Source organism: Polaribacter sp. (assembly GCF_051251875.1).
Lineage (GTDB): Bacteria > Bacteroidota > Bacteroidia > Flavobacteriales > Flavobacteriaceae > Polaribacter.
Window position 1 is genome coordinate 14000 of the sequence record NZ_JBPOGL010000027.1, and the last position, 15797, is coordinate 29796.

The 15797-nt window shown below is 30.2% G+C and carries 16 protein-coding genes; 11 read left to right on the plus strand and 5 right to left on the minus strand.

Features of this window, described 5'->3' with window-relative positions; all coding sequences use genetic code 11:
• The first annotated feature begins 142 nt into the window (after window positions 1-142).
• From ACSHW5_RS12120 to truB, 8 genes are all read left to right on the plus strand, one after another.
• Window positions 143-2899, plus strand: coding sequence for a carboxypeptidase-like regulatory domain-containing protein (locus tag ACSHW5_RS12120; protein ID WP_435676402.1), 2757 nt, complete (start codon window positions 143-145; stop codon window positions 2897-2899).
• 11 nt (window positions 2900-2910) lie between these two features.
• The gene (locus ACSHW5_RS12125) at window positions 2911-4332 is read left to right on the plus strand and encodes a DUF5689 domain-containing protein (RefSeq protein ID WP_435676403.1); all 1422 of its coding nucleotides are present in this window, start codon (window positions 2911-2913) and stop codon (window positions 4330-4332) included.
• Window positions 4333-4512: 180 nt separating this feature from the next.
• Window positions 4513-5184 carry a TIGR02594 family protein gene (locus ACSHW5_RS12130; RefSeq protein ID WP_435676404.1) on the plus strand — a complete coding sequence of 224 codons (672 nt, stop codon included), beginning with the start codon at window positions 4513-4515 and terminating at the stop codon, window positions 5182-5184.
• 171 nt (window positions 5185-5355) lie between these two features.
• A complete protein-coding gene (gene mce / locus ACSHW5_RS12135; RefSeq protein ID WP_435676405.1) occupies window positions 5356-5760 on the plus strand; it encodes a methylmalonyl-CoA epimerase in 405 nt (134 codons plus the stop codon).
• Window positions 5761-5831: 71 nt separating this feature from the next.
• The gene (locus tag ACSHW5_RS12140) at window positions 5832-6710 is read left to right on the plus strand and encodes a cell division protein FtsX (protein ID WP_435676406.1); all 879 of its coding nucleotides are present in this window, start codon (window positions 5832-5834) and stop codon (window positions 6708-6710) included.
• A 4-nt stretch (window positions 6711-6714) separates the two neighbouring features.
• Entirely contained in the window at window positions 6715-6957 is a 243-nt protein-coding gene (locus ACSHW5_RS12145; RefSeq protein WP_435676407.1) for a DUF3098 domain-containing protein, read from the plus strand.
• Between the two features lie 2 nt (window positions 6958-6959).
• The gene (locus tag ACSHW5_RS12150; RefSeq protein ID WP_435676408.1) at window positions 6960-7754 is read left to right on the plus strand and encodes an undecaprenyl-diphosphate phosphatase; all 795 of its coding nucleotides are present in this window, start codon (window positions 6960-6962) and stop codon (window positions 7752-7754) included.
• Window positions 7755-7778: 24 nt separating this feature from the next.
• Window positions 7779-8471 (plus strand): tRNA pseudouridine(55) synthase TruB, encoded by a 693-nt coding sequence (gene truB / locus ACSHW5_RS12155; RefSeq protein ID WP_435676409.1) that lies wholly within the window; start codon window positions 7779-7781, stop codon window positions 8469-8471.
• Between the two features lie 135 nt (window positions 8472-8606).
• On the opposite strand, the gene ACSHW5_RS12160 is transcribed toward truB, so the two are convergent.
• Window positions 8607-9089: an ABC transporter ATPase gene (locus ACSHW5_RS12160; protein WP_435676410.1), complete on the minus strand. Its 483-nt coding sequence runs from the start codon at window positions 9087-9089 to the stop codon at window positions 8607-8609.
• An 87-nt stretch (window positions 9090-9176) separates the two neighbouring features.
• The gene (locus tag ACSHW5_RS12165) at window positions 9177-9788 is read right to left on the minus strand and encodes a thioredoxin family protein (RefSeq protein WP_435676411.1); all 612 of its coding nucleotides are present in this window, start codon (window positions 9786-9788) and stop codon (window positions 9177-9179) included.
• A gap of 164 nt (window positions 9789-9952) precedes the next feature.
• Between ACSHW5_RS12165 and ACSHW5_RS12170 the strand changes: the two genes are divergently transcribed.
• From ACSHW5_RS12170 to ACSHW5_RS12180, 3 genes are all read left to right on the plus strand, one after another.
• Window positions 9953-10612, plus strand: coding sequence for a hypothetical protein (locus ACSHW5_RS12170; protein WP_435676412.1), 660 nt, complete (start codon window positions 9953-9955; stop codon window positions 10610-10612).
• Entirely contained in the window at window positions 10612-11124 is a 513-nt protein-coding gene (locus ACSHW5_RS12175) for a nuclear transport factor 2 family protein (RefSeq protein ID WP_435676413.1), read from the plus strand. The genes ACSHW5_RS12170 and ACSHW5_RS12175 overlap by 1 nt, the downstream gene beginning before the upstream one ends.
• 196 nt (window positions 11125-11320) lie before the next feature.
• Window positions 11321-12016: a porin family protein gene (locus tag ACSHW5_RS12180; protein ID WP_435676414.1), complete on the plus strand. Its 696-nt coding sequence runs from the start codon at window positions 11321-11323 to the stop codon at window positions 12014-12016.
• Here ACSHW5_RS12180 and ACSHW5_RS12185 read toward each other — a convergent pair.
• The 3 genes from ACSHW5_RS12185 to asnS form a co-directional block, all read right to left on the minus strand.
• On the minus strand, window positions 12011-12610 hold the full coding sequence (locus ACSHW5_RS12185) for a hypothetical protein (RefSeq protein ID WP_435676415.1): 600 nt from the start codon (window positions 12608-12610) through the stop codon (window positions 12011-12013). The genes ACSHW5_RS12180 and ACSHW5_RS12185 overlap by 6 nt on opposite strands.
• Window positions 12610-14067, minus strand: a complete 1458-nt coding sequence (rpoN, locus tag ACSHW5_RS12190; protein ID WP_435676416.1) for an RNA polymerase factor sigma-54 — start codon at window positions 14065-14067, stop codon at window positions 12610-12612. The genes ACSHW5_RS12185 and rpoN overlap by 1 nt, the downstream gene beginning before the upstream one ends.
• An 88-nt stretch (window positions 14068-14155) precedes the next feature.
• Complete coding sequence (asnS, locus tag ACSHW5_RS12195; protein ID WP_435676417.1) at window positions 14156-15589, minus strand: asparagine--tRNA ligase; 1434 nt, start codon at window positions 15587-15589, stop codon at window positions 14156-14158.
• Window positions 15590-15797: the final 208 nt, after the last annotated feature.

Here is a 15797-nt window from a genome sequence, read left to right on the forward strand (position 1 = left end):
ATTTTTTATCAATTAAATATAAGATGAAAAATGAAGTGAACAAGTAGGAATATTTATTGATAAGGCCAAAGTTTCTTTAAAAAAAAAGTTAATTTTGTATACTACTAATTACTAGTTTTAAAAATTAATTGAGTTGATATTTATGAAGAAGATTGTTCTATCAATATGCGTATTACTATGCTTGGTTGTTGGTGTACAGGCACAAAATGTTGTAAAGGGAATTGTTTTAGAAAGTGATTCAGAAACCCCTTTACAAGGTGTTTTGGTTAGTATTAAAAACACGTCTATAAGTAAAACTACAGATGCTGAAGGAGTTTTTGTAATTCAGAATAGTAGCGATAGTAAAGTTGTTTTAGAAATTAAATTTGCGGGTTATGAAACTCAAAATTTTTCGATAGAATTTACAGAGAAACTGATTGACTTAGGAACAATTTTACTGTACAAAGATTTTGGTGAAAATGAAGACATTAGTTTCATAACCTTAACAGATGATGAATTAAATGATGATACCAGTGCAGCAGATAATATTTCTGGCCTGTTACAATCTTCTAAAGATATTTTTTTAAGAACGGCCGCTTTTGAATTTAGTTCTTCCTTTTTTAAAATTAAAGGATTAGATTCTGGAAACGGAAAAGTTTTAATTAATGGTATAGAAATGAATAAACTATACAATGGTAGAGCACAATGGAGTAATTGGGGAGGTTTAAATGATGTGTTAAGAAATCAAGAATTAAGTGCAGGTTTAACGCCTTCTAATTTTACGTTTGGTGGTGTTTTGGGAGCTACTAATATAAACACAAGAGCTTCCCAACAAAGGCCAGGCGTAAGAATTTCTTATTCTTCGTCTAATAGAAGTTATCAACACAGAGTAATGGCAACGTATGCTAGCGGAATGTTAAAAAATGATTGGGCGTATACAATTTCTGGAAGTAGAAGAGCGGGTGTAGAGGGCTTTAATGACGGAACTTCTTACAATGCATCTTCATTATTTGCAGCAGTTGAAAAGAAAATTAACGATGCTCATAGTATCAATTTTACTGGAATTTTTACACCTAATAGAAGAGGGAAATCATCACCAAATACCCAAGAAGTTTTTGATTTAAAAGGAATTGCCTACAATGAGTATTGGGGCACTAAAAACGGAAAAATATTAAACTCTAGAATTAAAGATGTAGAAGAACCAATAGTGATGTTAAATCATTTTTGGGATATTTCATCAACTACATCTTTGCAAACAAATATTGCATATCAATTTGGTAAAATAGGCAATAGTAGAATAGATTATAATGGAGGTGCAAACCCAAGTCCTGCTTATTATCAAACATTACCAAGTTATTTTTTAAGAAGCAATGACCAATCATCAGCATATACGGCACAACAAAATTTTAAGAATGATGGTCAGTTAGATTGGAATCGGATTTATGATGCCAATATAACCAATGCTAGTGTAGGATTAGACAATGCGTATGTATTATATGAAGATAGAAATGATGATAAACAGCTAAGTATAAATACTATTTTAAATACAGAAATCACTAGCAATATTATTTTAAATGGAAAATTAGAGTACCAACATTTACGTTCGCATAATTTTGCAGAAATAATTGATGTTTTAGCGGGTAATGGTTATTTAGATATAGATCCTTTTGCCGAAACAGCAGATGAAAAACAAAACAATTTGCTAAATCCCAATAATTTAGTGGGTAATGGAGAAAAATTTAAATACAACTTCTACTTAAATTCTGATGTTGTTACTGCATTTTTACAAACGCAGTTTAAATATAAAAAAGTAGATTTTTATACGGCAGTTACTGTCTCTAATACATCAAACCAAAGAGAAGGTTTGTTTAAAAATGGTGGTTTTCCAAACAGTTCTTTAGGGAAATCTGAAAAGTTAAACTTCACCAATTTTGGTGCAAAGGCTGGTGGAACATATAAGATTACAGGACGTCATTTAATAGATGCCAATGTAGCTTATGTAACAAATGCGCCAAAGCTTAGAAATTCTTTTTCAAATTCAAGAGAGAATAATAATATTGTGTATAATTTAGAAAGTGAAAAAATGCTTTCTACAGATATTAGTTATTTGTTTAGAGGTCCCATAATTACTTCAAGAATAACGGGTTATTATACAAAAATACAAGATGCTACAGAAATATCATTCTATTTTGCAGATGGAGTAGGAGGAGATAATAATGCTTTTGTACAAGAAATACTAACCGGAATAGAGAAAGAACATGTAGGTGTAGAGTTGGGGTTAGAAGCTCAAATAACGCCTACAATAAAACTAAAAGGAGCCGCTTCTATTGGTCAATTTACGTATGCTAATAATCCAAATTTATATTTAACTTCTGAAGATGATGCTGCCTCTGTTGCCGCTGGTTTTGTAAATGGAATAAAAGATTTTGGACAAACAAATCTTAAAAATTATAAATTATCAGCAGGTCCACAAAATGCGTATTCTGTAGGTTTTGAATATAGAGATCCTGGGTTTTGGTGGGTTGGCGCAACCAGTAATTTTTTTAGTAATACCTATGTAGATGTTGCTCCATTAACACGGTCTAGTAATTTTTTTACAGATGATGATGGTTTGCCTTTTACGGACTTTGATAGTGAATTGGCAGATGAATTATTAACCCAAGAAAAATTTAATGGTTATATGGTGGTAAATCTTGTTGGTGGTAAATCTTGGAAAATAGATGAATACTATGTAAGCGTATTTGCAACGGTAAATAATTTGTTAAATAAAGAATATAAATCAGGCGGATTTGAACAAGGTAGGAACGCAAATTTCAGACAATTAAAGGATGATAAAGCGTTAGGGACACCAGTTTTTGGTAACAAATATTGGTATGGTAGAGGTACAACGTACTTCTTGAATATAAATCTAAGCTTTTAAAAGAAAATAAAATGAAAACGTACAAAACAATTATTTTTCAACTCCTTTTTTTTGCTAGTATTACTTTTTTTTCTTGTATAGAAGATAATGACTTTACGGCACCACAAAACTTAGGAACGGAAGAAAATGCAGGTTTAAATGCTGTTTTAGACAGTATAGCTAATGGAAGCTTACAGTTAAAAACAATTCAACAAATAAAAGATTTACACACTGCTGGAAATGAACCCTTAAAATTAGTCTCTGATATTGTTGTAAAAGGATATGTAATTTCTTCGGATAAAACTGGTAATTTTTACCAAGAGTTTTATATGCAAGACGCTCCTGAAAACCCAACTGCGGGCATAAAAATTATTTTGAGTTTAAATGATAATTACAACAAATATAATGTAGGAAGAGAGTTGTATATTAGATTAAAAGACTTGTATCTTGGAGAAACAAATTCGGGAGATGGTGTAACTACTATTGGAGGTAGAATAAAGCCTGTAGACACCAGAGAAGTTGATAATATTTCTACAAATCAAATTAGAAATCATCTTTTTAGAGCAGCTAAAACAGAAACAATTGTTCCAAAAATAGTTCCTTTAGGAGGTATTACAGACGCAGATATTAGTACTTTTATAAAAATTGAAAATGCATTTTTTGCTTCAAATGTAGCTGGTAAATCATACGTAGATCCTAATGTAGATTTTGATACTCATAGAAAGATTGAAGGTTGCCAAGGTTTTGGTTTGGCAGATGTATTATTAGAAACAAGTTCTTTTACTAGTTTTGCAAACGAAACAATTCCTAGCGGTGGGGGTTCTTTAAGTGCTGTGGTTTCTAAAGACTTTGGTGGTGATTTTACTGTTTTAGTATTAAATAGTACAGATGATGTACATATGGACGGAGAAAAATGTACTCCGTTAGAGATTACAGATTTTACAACAATTTTATTGGAAGAAGATTTTGAAACCACTTCAGGCACTATAAATATAACAGATTGGATTAATTTTTCTGAAGCTGGTACAGAGCCTTGGGAGTCTTATTTTGATACTAATTCATCTAGTACAGCTGCTAGAGTTGGTTCTTTTAGATCTGGAGATACAAGTACCATTTCTTGGTTAATTACCAAAGGAATAAATTTAGAGAATACAGCACAAGAATTTTTATCCTTTGAAACATCTAGCAGTTTTGGAGATGGTAGTGAGTTGGAAGTCTTAATTTCTACAGATTGGGATGGTACAACAGCAAATATTGGTTCGGCAACTTGGTCTAGTTTACCAGCAAATATTGTTTCAGACAGCGCAGATTTTAATTTGTTTTATCATTCAAGTTATATCGATTTATCTAACTACAGTGGCAACGCATATATTGCTTTTAAATATACTGGTAGTGGAGATGAAGATTTTGATGGTACCTTTCAGTTAGACAATATTATTATCAACGCAAAATAGAAAATCTTACCTTTTTTATATACATCCCTATTCTTTAATAGGGATTTTACCTATGCCTTTTTAGGTGTTTACCCTCTTTTATTTATATTCATTTACTTATTGTTTTATAGTTTTTTAACTCTTGTGTTGGGGGTAATTCTTTTGCAACTTTGGTGTCTACTCAAACTAAACTTACCTAAGATGAAAAATTTATTAGAAGTTGCCATAAATGAATTTGGTGTAAAAGAAATTAAAGGACCACAACATAACAATAGAATTATAAAGTACGCACATGAATCTAATTTAACATGGATAAATGATGATGAAACTGCTTGGTGTAGCACTTTTATAAATTGGGTGGCTTTGCAGGCAGGATTAACAAATTCTAAATCTGCTGCAGCACGTTCTTGGTTAAACGTTGGTTTTGAAACAAACACGCCAGAACCAGGGGATATTGTGGTTTTCTGGAGAGAAAGTATTCATTCTCATTTAGGACATGTTGGTATTTATATGGGCTATTCTATAGATCAATCTAGAATTTATGTTTTAGGTGGCAATCAAGGAGATGCTGTTTCTATTTCTGCGTATCCGGCCGCAAGATTATTATCTTTTAGAAGACTAACAAATTCCAGTTCAACCTCTTTACCTAACAGTCCTATAAGAAAAGGAGCTAGAGGTGCAGAGGTGATATCCATTCAGAATGCCTTAAAAATTTTAGGATTTAATCCAGGAACTTCAGATGGTATTTTTGGTGATAAAACAGCCAACGCTATAAAACAACTGCAATCTACAAACTCTTCCTTTACTATTTCGGGAATTTATAATGCAGATACTAAAAAATTAATGGAAACTTTATTGGCGGATAAAGGATAAGGTTTTTTAGAATAATGAATTCTTCTAAATATGAAAGTGTCCACAGTTAGGTTCAAAAAAACTTTCAATAAATTTCAACTTAAAAATAAAGGATGAATTGGTAAAAGAATTTGATGTTCATTAAAAGGGCAATGTTTGTAACTAAAATAAATAACCCTTACTTTTATCGTGATGAAAAAAATAGAACACATTGGCATTGCTGTAAAAGATTTAGAAAAATCTAATCAACTTTTTGCTTCTTTATTTGGAAATCCACATTATAAAGTTGAAGAAGTGGCTTCAGAAGGCGTAAAAACTTCATTTTTTAAATCGGGTCCTAATAAGATTGAACTGTTGCAGGCAACAAACCCTAGCAGTCCGATTGCAAAATTTATCGAAAAAAAAGGGGAAGGAATTCATCATATTGCTTTTGCTGTTGATGACATTGTTTTAGAAATTAAAAGACTTAAAAAAGAAGGTTTTATTGTTTTAAATGAAGTTCCAAAAAAAGGTGCAGACAATAAATTGGTGGCTTTTTTACACCCAAAATCTACGCAAGGCGTTTTAATTGAATTGTGTCAAGAAATAATTCGTTAAAATACTGCTAACAGTTACTGTGAACTGCGTTCTAATTATTATCTTGCAGCGATTTTAAAAAAACAATATTCATGTCCTCAAAATTTGATTCTTATCAAAAAAGACGACTGCGATCTTCTTACTTTTCAGTAGTAATTAGTATTGCATTGGTGCTTTTTATGGTGGGTATTCTTGGCTTAGTATTATTAAAATCTACTTTTGTTGCTAATAAAGTGAAGGAAAAAGTGGCCATAACCTTGTTTTTAAAAGACAATGTTTCATGGAAAAACATAGAAACTTTTCAAGCATCAATTGAAAAAGAAGAATTTACTAGAAAAGTAATTTATACTAGTAAAAAACTAGCTGCAAGAGAGTACAGTAAAGAAATAGGTGAAGATTTTTTAGAGTTTTTAGGAACAAATCCACTAAAGAATGGCATCGATATTTACTTAAAGGCAGATTTTGTTACTCCAGAAAAAATGGAAGCATTAGAAAAACAATTTCTAAAACACGCCTATGTTTCGGATATTTCTTATGACAAACCTCTTATTAATTTGTTAACCAAAAATATTAAAAGAATAAGCTTTTGGCTATTAGTTTTAAGTGGGTTTTTTGCATTGATTGCAATTATTTTAATTAATAGTTCTATCAGACTATCAATATATTCTAAAAGATTTAATATTAAAACCATGCAAATGGTGGGCGCTACAAAAGGTTTTATTAGAAAACCATTTATTTTACAAAGTATAAAATTAGGGTTTTTAGGAGCTTTCTTAGCACTAGTAGCATTAGCGGTTGTAATTTATTATGTAGATAAACTTGCACCCAGTTTAGGGTTAAAAACAGATTATATAACGTTTGGATATTTAGTTGGTGGTATTTTTTTATCAGCTTTCTTAATTACTTGGTTAAGTACTTTTTTTGCTACACAGCGCTTTTTAAATTTACAAACAGACGAACTTTATTCTTAATAAAATGGAAAAATTAAACAGTTCTAATCCAGAGTTATTATTTGGTAAGAAGAATTATGTGATTATGCTAATAGGTCTTATTTTTATTGCAATAGGATTTATTTTTATGTCTGGTGGAGGTAGTGAGAATCCAGCAGTTTTTAATGAAGAAATTTACAATTGGCAACGAATTAGGTTAGCGCCAACTTTAGTAATTATAGGTTTAGGAATTGAAATTTACGCTATTTTGGCCAATCCCAATAAATAATAATGGATATATTAGAAGCAATAATTTTAGGAGTAATACAAGGGTTAACAGAGTTTTTACCAGTTTCTTCAAGTGGACATTTAGAACTTGCCAAAGCAATTTTAGGAGATACTTCTGTGCCGGAAGAAAGTTTAACATTTACGGTAGTTTTACATTTTGCTACAGCTTTAAGTACGTTGGTTATATTTAGAAAAGAAGTTGCAGAAATATTTAAAGGATTGTTTCAGTTTAAATGGAATGATGAATTTAAATTTTCTTTAAAAATAATACTATCTATGATGCCAGCTGTAATAGTTGGTTTGCTTTTTGAAAAACAATTAGAATCATTTTTTGGAGGCAAAATTTTATTAGTAGGCGTTATGTTGTTAGTAACAGCAGTACTTTTATTATTGGCAGATAAAGCAAAAAACACCAATAAAGAAGTGTCTTTTTCTAACTCTTTAATAATAGGTGTTTCTCAAGCCATTGCAATGTTACCAGGTATTTCTAGATCTGGCGCAACTATTTCTACTTCTGTTTTATTGGGTATTGATAGAACAAGAGCGGCACGATTCTCATTTTTAATGGTTGTTCCATTAATTTTTGGTAAAATAGGAAAAGATGTTTTAAGCGGAGAATTAAACTTTCATTCCTCTGATATAATGCCTATTGCTATGGGCTTTATAGCTGCTTTTTTGGCAGGTTTGTTAGCTTGTAAATGGATGATTGCCTTAGTTAAAAAAAGTAAATTATCTTATTTCTCTTTATACTGTGCTATTGTAGGTTTTATTGCAATCGGTTACGCTCTTTTTAATTAATACTGAAACAATTCAGCATACATAATGACAGAAGAAGACTTTAAAAACGGTCAAGTTTTATTGATAGACAAGCCTCTGGAATGGACTTCTTTTCAAGCTGTAAATAAATTACGTTGGGAAATAAAACAACGGTTTAAGATTAAAAAAATTAAAGTTGGGCATGCCGGTACTTTAGATCCTTTGGCAACGGGTTTGTTAATTATTTGTACAGGAAAGCAAACCAAAGAAATTAATGTTTATCAAGGTCAAATTAAAGAATATACAGGAACTTTTACCTTGGGAGCTACAACACCAAGTTACGATTTAGAAACCGAAATAGATAAAACATACCCAACGTCACATATATCAGAAGAACTACTAAAAGAAACAACCAAACAGTTTATGGGAGAAATTCAGCAAAAACCACCTATTTTTTCTGCCATTAAAAAAGAAGGAAAACGTTTGTATGAACTTGCTAGAAAAGGAGAAACTACAGAAATAAAAGCAAGATCTGTAACCATTTCTAAGTTTGAAATTACAAAAATAAATTTACCAGAAGTTGAATTTAGAGTAGTTTGTAGTAAAGGAACTTACATACGTTCTTTAGCTTTTGATTTTGGAAATGCATTGCACTCTGGGGGGCATTTATCAGCCTTAAGAAGAACTAAAATTGGTGACTTTTCTGTAGAAAATGCTGTTTCTATTGATGCCTTTATTGAAAACTTAAAAGCGGAATAAGTAGTTGTACTTTAGCGTAAATAATGTTAAGAAATCTCTTTAAAATTTGATTTTAAAATCTAATCGAATGCTATTACCTGTTTCTTTTTCTATACCAACAGGAATTATTTGATCAACAAAAAAAAACAAATTATCTTACAAAAACCTACGATACCAAGAATCTTCAATAGCAACTTCCCAAAAAGTGTCATAATCTTGTTTAGTGGTAATTAAATTATCAAAAACAATGGTTTTAGCAGTTACAGCTTTGTTTTTAACCAGTTTTTTAAAATCTTTTAATTCTTTGTATTGTACAAATTCGCCTTGTTTAAAACAGACATTCATCTTGTCTAATAATTCTACATTATATAGTTGTTGAAGTTCTAAAATAAAAGAGACAGAAGCATCAATATCAGAATTTTGTAGAGGTGCGGTTACATCATCAGCAAAAATGATTAAAAACCTGTTGTATAAAAATTGATAAGAAGCTTTAAAATTTTCATCATCAGATTTCCAGTTTTCAACAAAGGTTTTTACTTTTTGTTCAACTTCTTCAATTTCATTCGGATAAAATTTTCTACTAGAAGGATAAATCCACACTTTTGCATCTTCAGGAATTAAGCTATGATCTACAAACATTTTTATATTTTATTTTTGCAAAGGTAATGAAAAGAAAAACCGCAAATAGAAATCTTATTTGCGGTTTTTAATATGTTTTTAAAGCGTTTAGGCTTCTTTAAGAGTGGTGCTTTTAATCAAGGTAACAAAATCTTCTTGTACACTTTGTCCTTTGTCTTTATTGTACCAAACTTGTAAATCTTCTTTAAATTGCGCATCTAAACTACCGTGTTCTGCTTTATAATCTGTCACCATTTTTGTAGCCACAGTAGGTCTTGGGCCCCATGTAAAGAGTACATTATTATCTTTATCTAGTGCAATTAATTTAGGAATTGCTCTTCCGCCATTGGTTAAAAATAAATCCATCAATGCTAGATTTTCATCACGTAAAACCATCTTTAAATTAATGTTATTATTGAGCATAGCTATTTTATGAATAACAGGTACATTTTGCGCAGCATCGCCACACCAACCTTCTGTAAGTACCAACCAGGTTTGTGGTACTTCTATATTTTTTAATGTAGCATTTGTCTCGTCAGATATTTTTATGGTTTTATCTAAGCGTTTCATTCTTCTATCATTAAGAACGCTGTAGTTTGTTAAGTCTTCCGATTGTTCTGGTCCTGTAGCTTTTCCTTCAATTACTAAATTATGTACTAAATCTCTATATTCTAGATATGATATGGATTTTTGTAAGCTTTCCTGAATTATTTTTTTCATTTTTTATAGTTTACTAAATGCAAGCAATTAGACGAACAAAAGTACAAAACTTACTTCTTTTTTGTTTGTTATTATAATTTTAAATAAGAGGCTTGTTAGTATTTTCATAAAATAAATGTAGATGCCTATAAATTATGTATTTTTACTGTTTAAATGTGCTCTTTTTGAAAAATACTATCTATATTTTACTTTGTCTCATACTATTTTCTTGTGCTTCTAAAGAACAAGAAAATACAGAAAACGCGCCAGAAAAACCCTTGTTGAGTCTGGAAAAGCAACATGAATCTCTAGAAGATATTCAACTAAATTTTAAAAAAGATGTAGCAGAATGGCAAGAATTAAAATCGTTACATTCTTTTTTAGAAAGATTTACAAAAACATCTCCTAATGAAGCATTAAGCAACGCATTGGAATTACGAGATTTGGTAAAAAGTCTGAAAGATAGTGTGAAACCAGTAATTTTTGATGTTCCTTCTTTTAATGCAAGAGTGAATGTTTTAAATACGGAAACGTTGCGTTTGGCAGATTTAACATTTATTCCGGCAATAACTGCCGAAGAGGTAAACTTGCAAGTAGACAAAACCTTGGGTGCATTTTCTGCTGTAAATTCTAAAATTAATACCATACTTTCTAAAAAACGTTTTGAAAAGGAAGTTGAAATTGATTTTGATTTTATAGGGATAGATTCTACCCAAATAGATACAATTTCTAGAAATTCTATTACCAAAAGGTTGAAAGAAAATACCACGGAAAAAGAAGAGTTAAGGAATTTAAATTTAGAAAAGAAACGAAGAGAACGGGCTAAAATTGAAAAGAATAAATGATGAAAAACATAATTTTATTGGTTTCACTCTTTTTATTAGTTGGTTGTAATACAGCTAAAAAACCTTCACAGAAAGAAATTATAAGTATAAAAAATGAGATAAATTTACTTTTAACGAATTGGCACAAAGCCGCTGCTGATGCAGATTTTAATGGTTATTTTGATACAATGGATAGCCTTTCTGTTTTTATAGGAACAGATGCATCTGAAAATTGGAATAAGAATGAATTTGTGGCATTTAGTAAACCTTATTTTGACAAGGGAAAAGCCTGGAGTTTTAAAACTTTAGAGCGTAATGTATATGTGAACAAAACAGGTAACTTTGTTTGGTTTGATGAATTATTAGATACTTGGATGGGAACATGCAGAGGTTCTGGAGTTTTAGAAAAAAACAATAATAGCTGGAAAATTAAACACTATGTATTGTCTGTAGAAATACCAAATGAAGATGTGCATGCAGTAATTGCTGCTAAGAAAAAAAATGATTCTATTTTTTTGAAAAAGTTTAGATAATTGCTGTAATGTATGATGTTTAAAAAATAGTTTTTAACAATTTAGGTTAAGCTGTTACTCCTTTTTAGGTTTATTTATTAAGGGTTAATTTAAAGGTTAAAGTTCGTATGGTTATGAACAAATTAAAAAGTGTTTTTCTAAATTATTAATTTTGATTAAAAATGAAATATTATATTTTTAATTTTTATCCTATACAATGAAAGTAAAATTAATTTTCTTTTTTTTAGTTGGTATTTCTCTAAGCTCTTTCGCACAAAAAGATTCTTTAGAAATAGGAACTAGATATGCAGATGATCAAATTTATCTGGCTGTTTCTTATGCGCAATTTTTAAATCAACCATCAATAATTACAAAGAGTGAATTTTCTTATGGAATTTCTTTGGGTTTTATAAAAGACATTACTTTAAATACTTCAGGTACCGTTTCAATTGCTGCAGGAGTTGGTTATGGATATGACTTTTTTGCTCATAAATTACAGGTTGAAGAAATAAATAATGCAACTGTTTTTAGTAGCAATGCTACAAGTACTAATAATATTTATAAAGCTCATAATTTAGAGTTTCCGTTGGAAGTGAGATGGCGAACATCTACAGCAAATAGGTATAGTTTTTGGCGAATTTATACAGGTATTAAATTTCTATATAATTTTTCAAACACTTTTCAATTTGATGATGAAAATGAGGCTACATTTAAGTATTCTGATGTATCAGCATACAATAAACTACAATATGGGTTAACAATTTCTGCAGGTTATGATGCATTTAATATTCATTTTTTTTATGGGTTATCTCCTGTTTTTAAAGACGCATACTTAAATGCAAGTGATGCTACAAATAAGGAATCTATAAATACAAGTATTTTAAAATTTGGATTAATTTTTTATATCTTATAAGGTATAATATACTATATAAGGTGCAAAAAAACCGATAAAAAAACCAAGATAGACTTCTTTAGGAGAATGAGCTTTTAAATACAATCTTGAACTTGCCAAGAGTCCGGAAAGGACCAAAGAAATAATAACAGCTGCGGTAAATGCTTGGGAATAAATAAGGCCTAAAACCATAAAAAATCCTGTAGTAACGCCCAATGATAATAAATGAATGCTCGTTTTTATTTTGAAAAAGAAGAGAATATAAATAAGAATTAAGCCAAGTGAAGTGGCATAGAAAAGCAAGCCTAAATCTCTTAAATTAGTAATAGTATTAAAAGTATTTCCTATAAAATAGAATAAAACAAGCATTATTAGAATGGGAGTTTTCCGTTCTTTAATACTTTCGGTTTTAAAAGATTGAATGAGTTTTAACTTTTTAAAAACAATTAAAATTAAGACAGGTATTATGTATGTTGTTATAAAAATTAATCCCAACACAGATAACTTTTGATTGCTGCCAAAAGACGTTGGAATCAACAAAAAATAACAGATTACACCAATGGTAGGAATAACAATTGGATGCAACATAATGGATATAAATTTGTAAATACTCATTAAATTTCTTTACGTAAACGTGCTACAGATAAATCTAATTGTTCTCTATATTTAGCAACTGTTCTTCTAGCAATAGGATACCCTTTTTCTTTTAAAATAGCCGCTAGTTTTTCATCCGTTAAAGGTTTCTTTTTGTTTTCTTCTGAAATAACAGTTTCTAAAATTTTCTTAATTTCTCTGGTAGAAACATCTTCTCCTTGGTCGTTTTTCATAGATTCAGAAAAGAATTCTTTTATCAGTTTTGTGCCATAAGGTGTAGATACAAATTTACTGCTTGCTACTCTAGAAACGGTAGAGACATCCATGTTAATTTTATCTGCAATATCTTTTAAAATCATAGGTTTTAACTTGCGTTCATCTCCTGTTAAAAAATAATCATGTTGGTATTGCATAATGGTATTCATTGTAACCATTAACGTTTGCTGACGTTGTTTTATAGCGTCTATAAACCACTTTGCAGAGTCTAATTTTTGTTTTATAAAAAATACTGCATCTTTTTGCGATTTGCTTTTGGTGGTAGCTTCTTTATACCCTTTTAACATATTATTGTATTCACGAGAAATATGTAATTCGGGTGCGTTTCTAGAGTTTAGTGTAAGATCTAATTCACCATCAATAATTTTTATAGAAAAATCGGGTACAATTTGTTCTGCAATTTTATTATTGCCAGCGTAAGAGCTACCAGGTTTTGGGTTTAATCTAGAAATTTCTTTATTTACTTCTTTTAACTCTTCTTCAGAAATATTAAATTTTTCTTGTAGTTTTTTGTAATGTTTTTTTACAAAATGATCAAAAGCGGTTTCTAAAATTTCTATAGATAAACTTCTAATTTTAGTTACATCTTTTCCTTTTAATTGTATAATTAAACATTCTTTTAAATCTCTTGCTCCAACACCAACGGGGTCTAAATTATGAACCACTCTTTTTAATGTAGAAATAACTTTTTCTTCGGTTGTAAAAACATTGGCAGTAAAAGCCAAATCATCTACCAAATCTATAATTTCTCTTCTAATATAACCACTATCATCTATGCTACCAACCAAAAACTCTGCAATTGCACGTTCTTCATCATCTAAACGAAAAGTGTTTAATTGGTTTTTTAAAGATTGATGAAAAGTTGTTCCGGCAGCATAAGGCACGTTTTTTTCTTCATCATCTGCAGAATAATTATTTGCTTGTGTTTTGTAGTTTGGTACTTCATCATCACTTAAATATTCATCAATATTTATGTCTTCAGCATCAATTTTTTCATTGCCTGTATCATCAAACTCGTTAGACAAATCATCATCATACTCGTCAGACTCTTCCTTACCAGTATCTAGGGCAGGATTTTCTTCAATTTCTTGTTTTAGGCGTTCTTCAAAAGCTTGTGTAGGCAATTGAATTAGCTTCATCAACTGAATTTGTTGTGGAGATAACTTTTGTAATAATCTATATTGTAAACTCTGTTTTAGCATAAATATTTAGATGACACTATTTCTTTTATCTTTATTTTTTGAAAAATACGAAAATCAATTTTACTCTTTTAAAAATGAAAAAAGTTATTTAAAATTCTGCGTTTTGTGGTGTTCTAGGAAAAGGAATTACATCTCTAATATTTCCCATTCCGGTGGTAAATTGTACCAATCGTTCAAATCCTAAACCAAAACCAGAGTGCACTGCTGTACCAAATTTACGTAAATCTAAATACCACCACAATTCTTTTTCGTCCATATTCATGGTTTTCATTTTTTCAACCAACACATCATAACGTTCTTCACGTTGCGCTCCACCAACCATTTCTCCAATGCCCGGAAACAAAACATCCATGGCTCTTACTGTTTTTCCGTCGTCATTTAAACGCATGTAAAAGGCTTTGATATTTGCTGGGTAATCAAACAAAATTACCGGACATTTAAAATGTTTTTCTACCAAATAACGTTCGTGTTCAGATTGTAAATCTACGCCCCATTCATTAATTGGGTATTGAAATTTTTTCTTTTTATTGGGTTTGCAATTTCTTAAAATATCAAAAGCTTCTGTGTAAGAAACACGTACAAAGTTATTGTCTACAACAAATTTTAATTTGTTTAACAAACTCATGTCACTGCGTTCTGCTTGTGGTTTTGTTTTTTCTTCTTGTGTTAAACGTTGGTCTAAAAAAGCTAAATCTTCTTTACAATGTTCTAAAACGTAGCCTAAAACAGCTTTGATAAAATCTTCAGCTAAATCCATATTACCGTCTAAATCCATAAAGGCAACTTCTGGTTCAATCATCCAAAATTCGGCCAAATGACGTGTGGTATTTGAGTTTTCTGCTCTAAAAGTTGGTCCAAAAGTATATACTTTTCCTAAGGCCATCGCAAAAGTTTCTGCTTCTAATTGTCCGGAAACCGTTAAGTTTGTTTCTTTTCCAAAGAAATCTTGAGTATAATCTATTTTTCCATCTTCTGTAACTGGCGCTTTGTTATCTTCAAAAGAAGTAACTCTAAACATTTCGCCGGCTCCTTCTGCGTCTGAACCTGTGATTATAGGCGTATTTACGTAGTTAAAATCATTGTCTTGAAAATATTTATGTACAGCAAAAGATAGTTTAGAGCGTACACGCATTACTGCACTAAATGTATTTGTTCTTACGCGTAAATGAGCATTTTCTCTTAAAAACTCAAAACTGTGTTTTTTAGGTTGAATAGGATATTCATCTGCATTAGAATCTCCTAAAATTTCAATATCTGAAACCTGAATTTCTACAGATTGTCCTTTTCCTTGACTTTCTGCCAAAGTTCCTTTGATGGCAATTGCTGCACCTGTTGTTATTCTTTTAAGGGTTTCTTCATTGGTGTTTTCAAAATCGATTACACATTGAATATTGTTTATAGTAGAACCATCATTTACAGCAATAAAACGATTGCTTCTAAAAGTTCTCACCCAACCTTTTAATTCTACTTCTTGTAAAAATGTATCGGTTTTTAAAAGTTTTGCAACGGTGGTTTTTATCATCTTTATAAAAATTGTGTTCGAAAAATAGTCTTTATTAAAAGAGTAAAGATACTTTATTGTTGTAAAACGAGCAATGATATTCTGATTATATAAAGATTAGAAAATAACCAATATGCTGTTTTAATATACTATAGATTTGTTGTTAAGTTGATGTTTTAAGTATATTTTAGTCCATTTGAATAAATTTAAAACAACCTAGGATATCTTG

What these genes read in the sequence shown, in the direction of transcription:
- ACSHW5_RS12130 (WP_435676404.1), top strand. Translation starts at nt 4,513, where the DNA reads ATGAAAAATTTATTAGAAGTTGCCATAAATGAATTTGGTGTAAAAGAA.
- asnS (WP_435676417.1), bottom strand. Translation starts at nt 15,589, where the DNA reads ATGATAAAAACCACCGTTGCAAAACTTTTAAAAACCGATACATTTTTA.
- ACSHW5_RS12125 (WP_435676403.1), top strand. Translation starts at nt 2,911, where the DNA reads ATGAAAACGTACAAAACAATTATTTTTCAACTCCTTTTTTTTGCTAGT.
- mce (WP_435676405.1), top strand. Translation starts at nt 5,356, where the DNA reads ATGAAAAAAATAGAACACATTGGCATTGCTGTAAAAGATTTAGAAAAA.
- ACSHW5_RS12160 (WP_435676410.1), bottom strand. Translation starts at nt 9,089, where the DNA reads ATGTTTGTAGATCATAGCTTAATTCCTGAAGATGCAAAAGTGTGGATT.
- ACSHW5_RS12180 (WP_435676414.1), top strand. Translation starts at nt 11,321, where the DNA reads ATGAAAGTAAAATTAATTTTCTTTTTTTTAGTTGGTATTTCTCTAAGC.
- ACSHW5_RS12145 (WP_435676407.1), top strand. Translation starts at nt 6,715, where the DNA reads ATGGAAAAATTAAACAGTTCTAATCCAGAGTTATTATTTGGTAAGAAG.
- ACSHW5_RS12175 (WP_435676413.1), top strand. Translation starts at nt 10,612, where the DNA reads ATGAAAAACATAATTTTATTGGTTTCACTCTTTTTATTAGTTGGTTGT.
- ACSHW5_RS12150 (WP_435676408.1), top strand. Translation starts at nt 6,960, where the DNA reads ATGGATATATTAGAAGCAATAATTTTAGGAGTAATACAAGGGTTAACA.
- ACSHW5_RS12165 (WP_435676411.1), bottom strand. Translation starts at nt 9,788, where the DNA reads ATGAAAAAAATAATTCAGGAAAGCTTACAAAAATCCATATCATATCTA.
- ACSHW5_RS12140 (WP_435676406.1), top strand. Translation starts at nt 5,832, where the DNA reads ATGTCCTCAAAATTTGATTCTTATCAAAAAAGACGACTGCGATCTTCT.
- ACSHW5_RS12120 (WP_435676402.1), top strand. Translation starts at nt 143, where the DNA reads ATGAAGAAGATTGTTCTATCAATATGCGTATTACTATGCTTGGTTGTT.
- truB (WP_435676409.1), top strand. Translation starts at nt 7,779, where the DNA reads ATGACAGAAGAAGACTTTAAAAACGGTCAAGTTTTATTGATAGACAAG.
- rpoN (WP_435676416.1), bottom strand. Translation starts at nt 14,067, where the DNA reads ATGCTAAAACAGAGTTTACAATATAGATTATTACAAAAGTTATCTCCA.
- ACSHW5_RS12185 (WP_435676415.1), bottom strand. Translation starts at nt 12,610, where the DNA reads ATGAGTATTTACAAATTTATATCCATTATGTTGCATCCAATTGTTATT.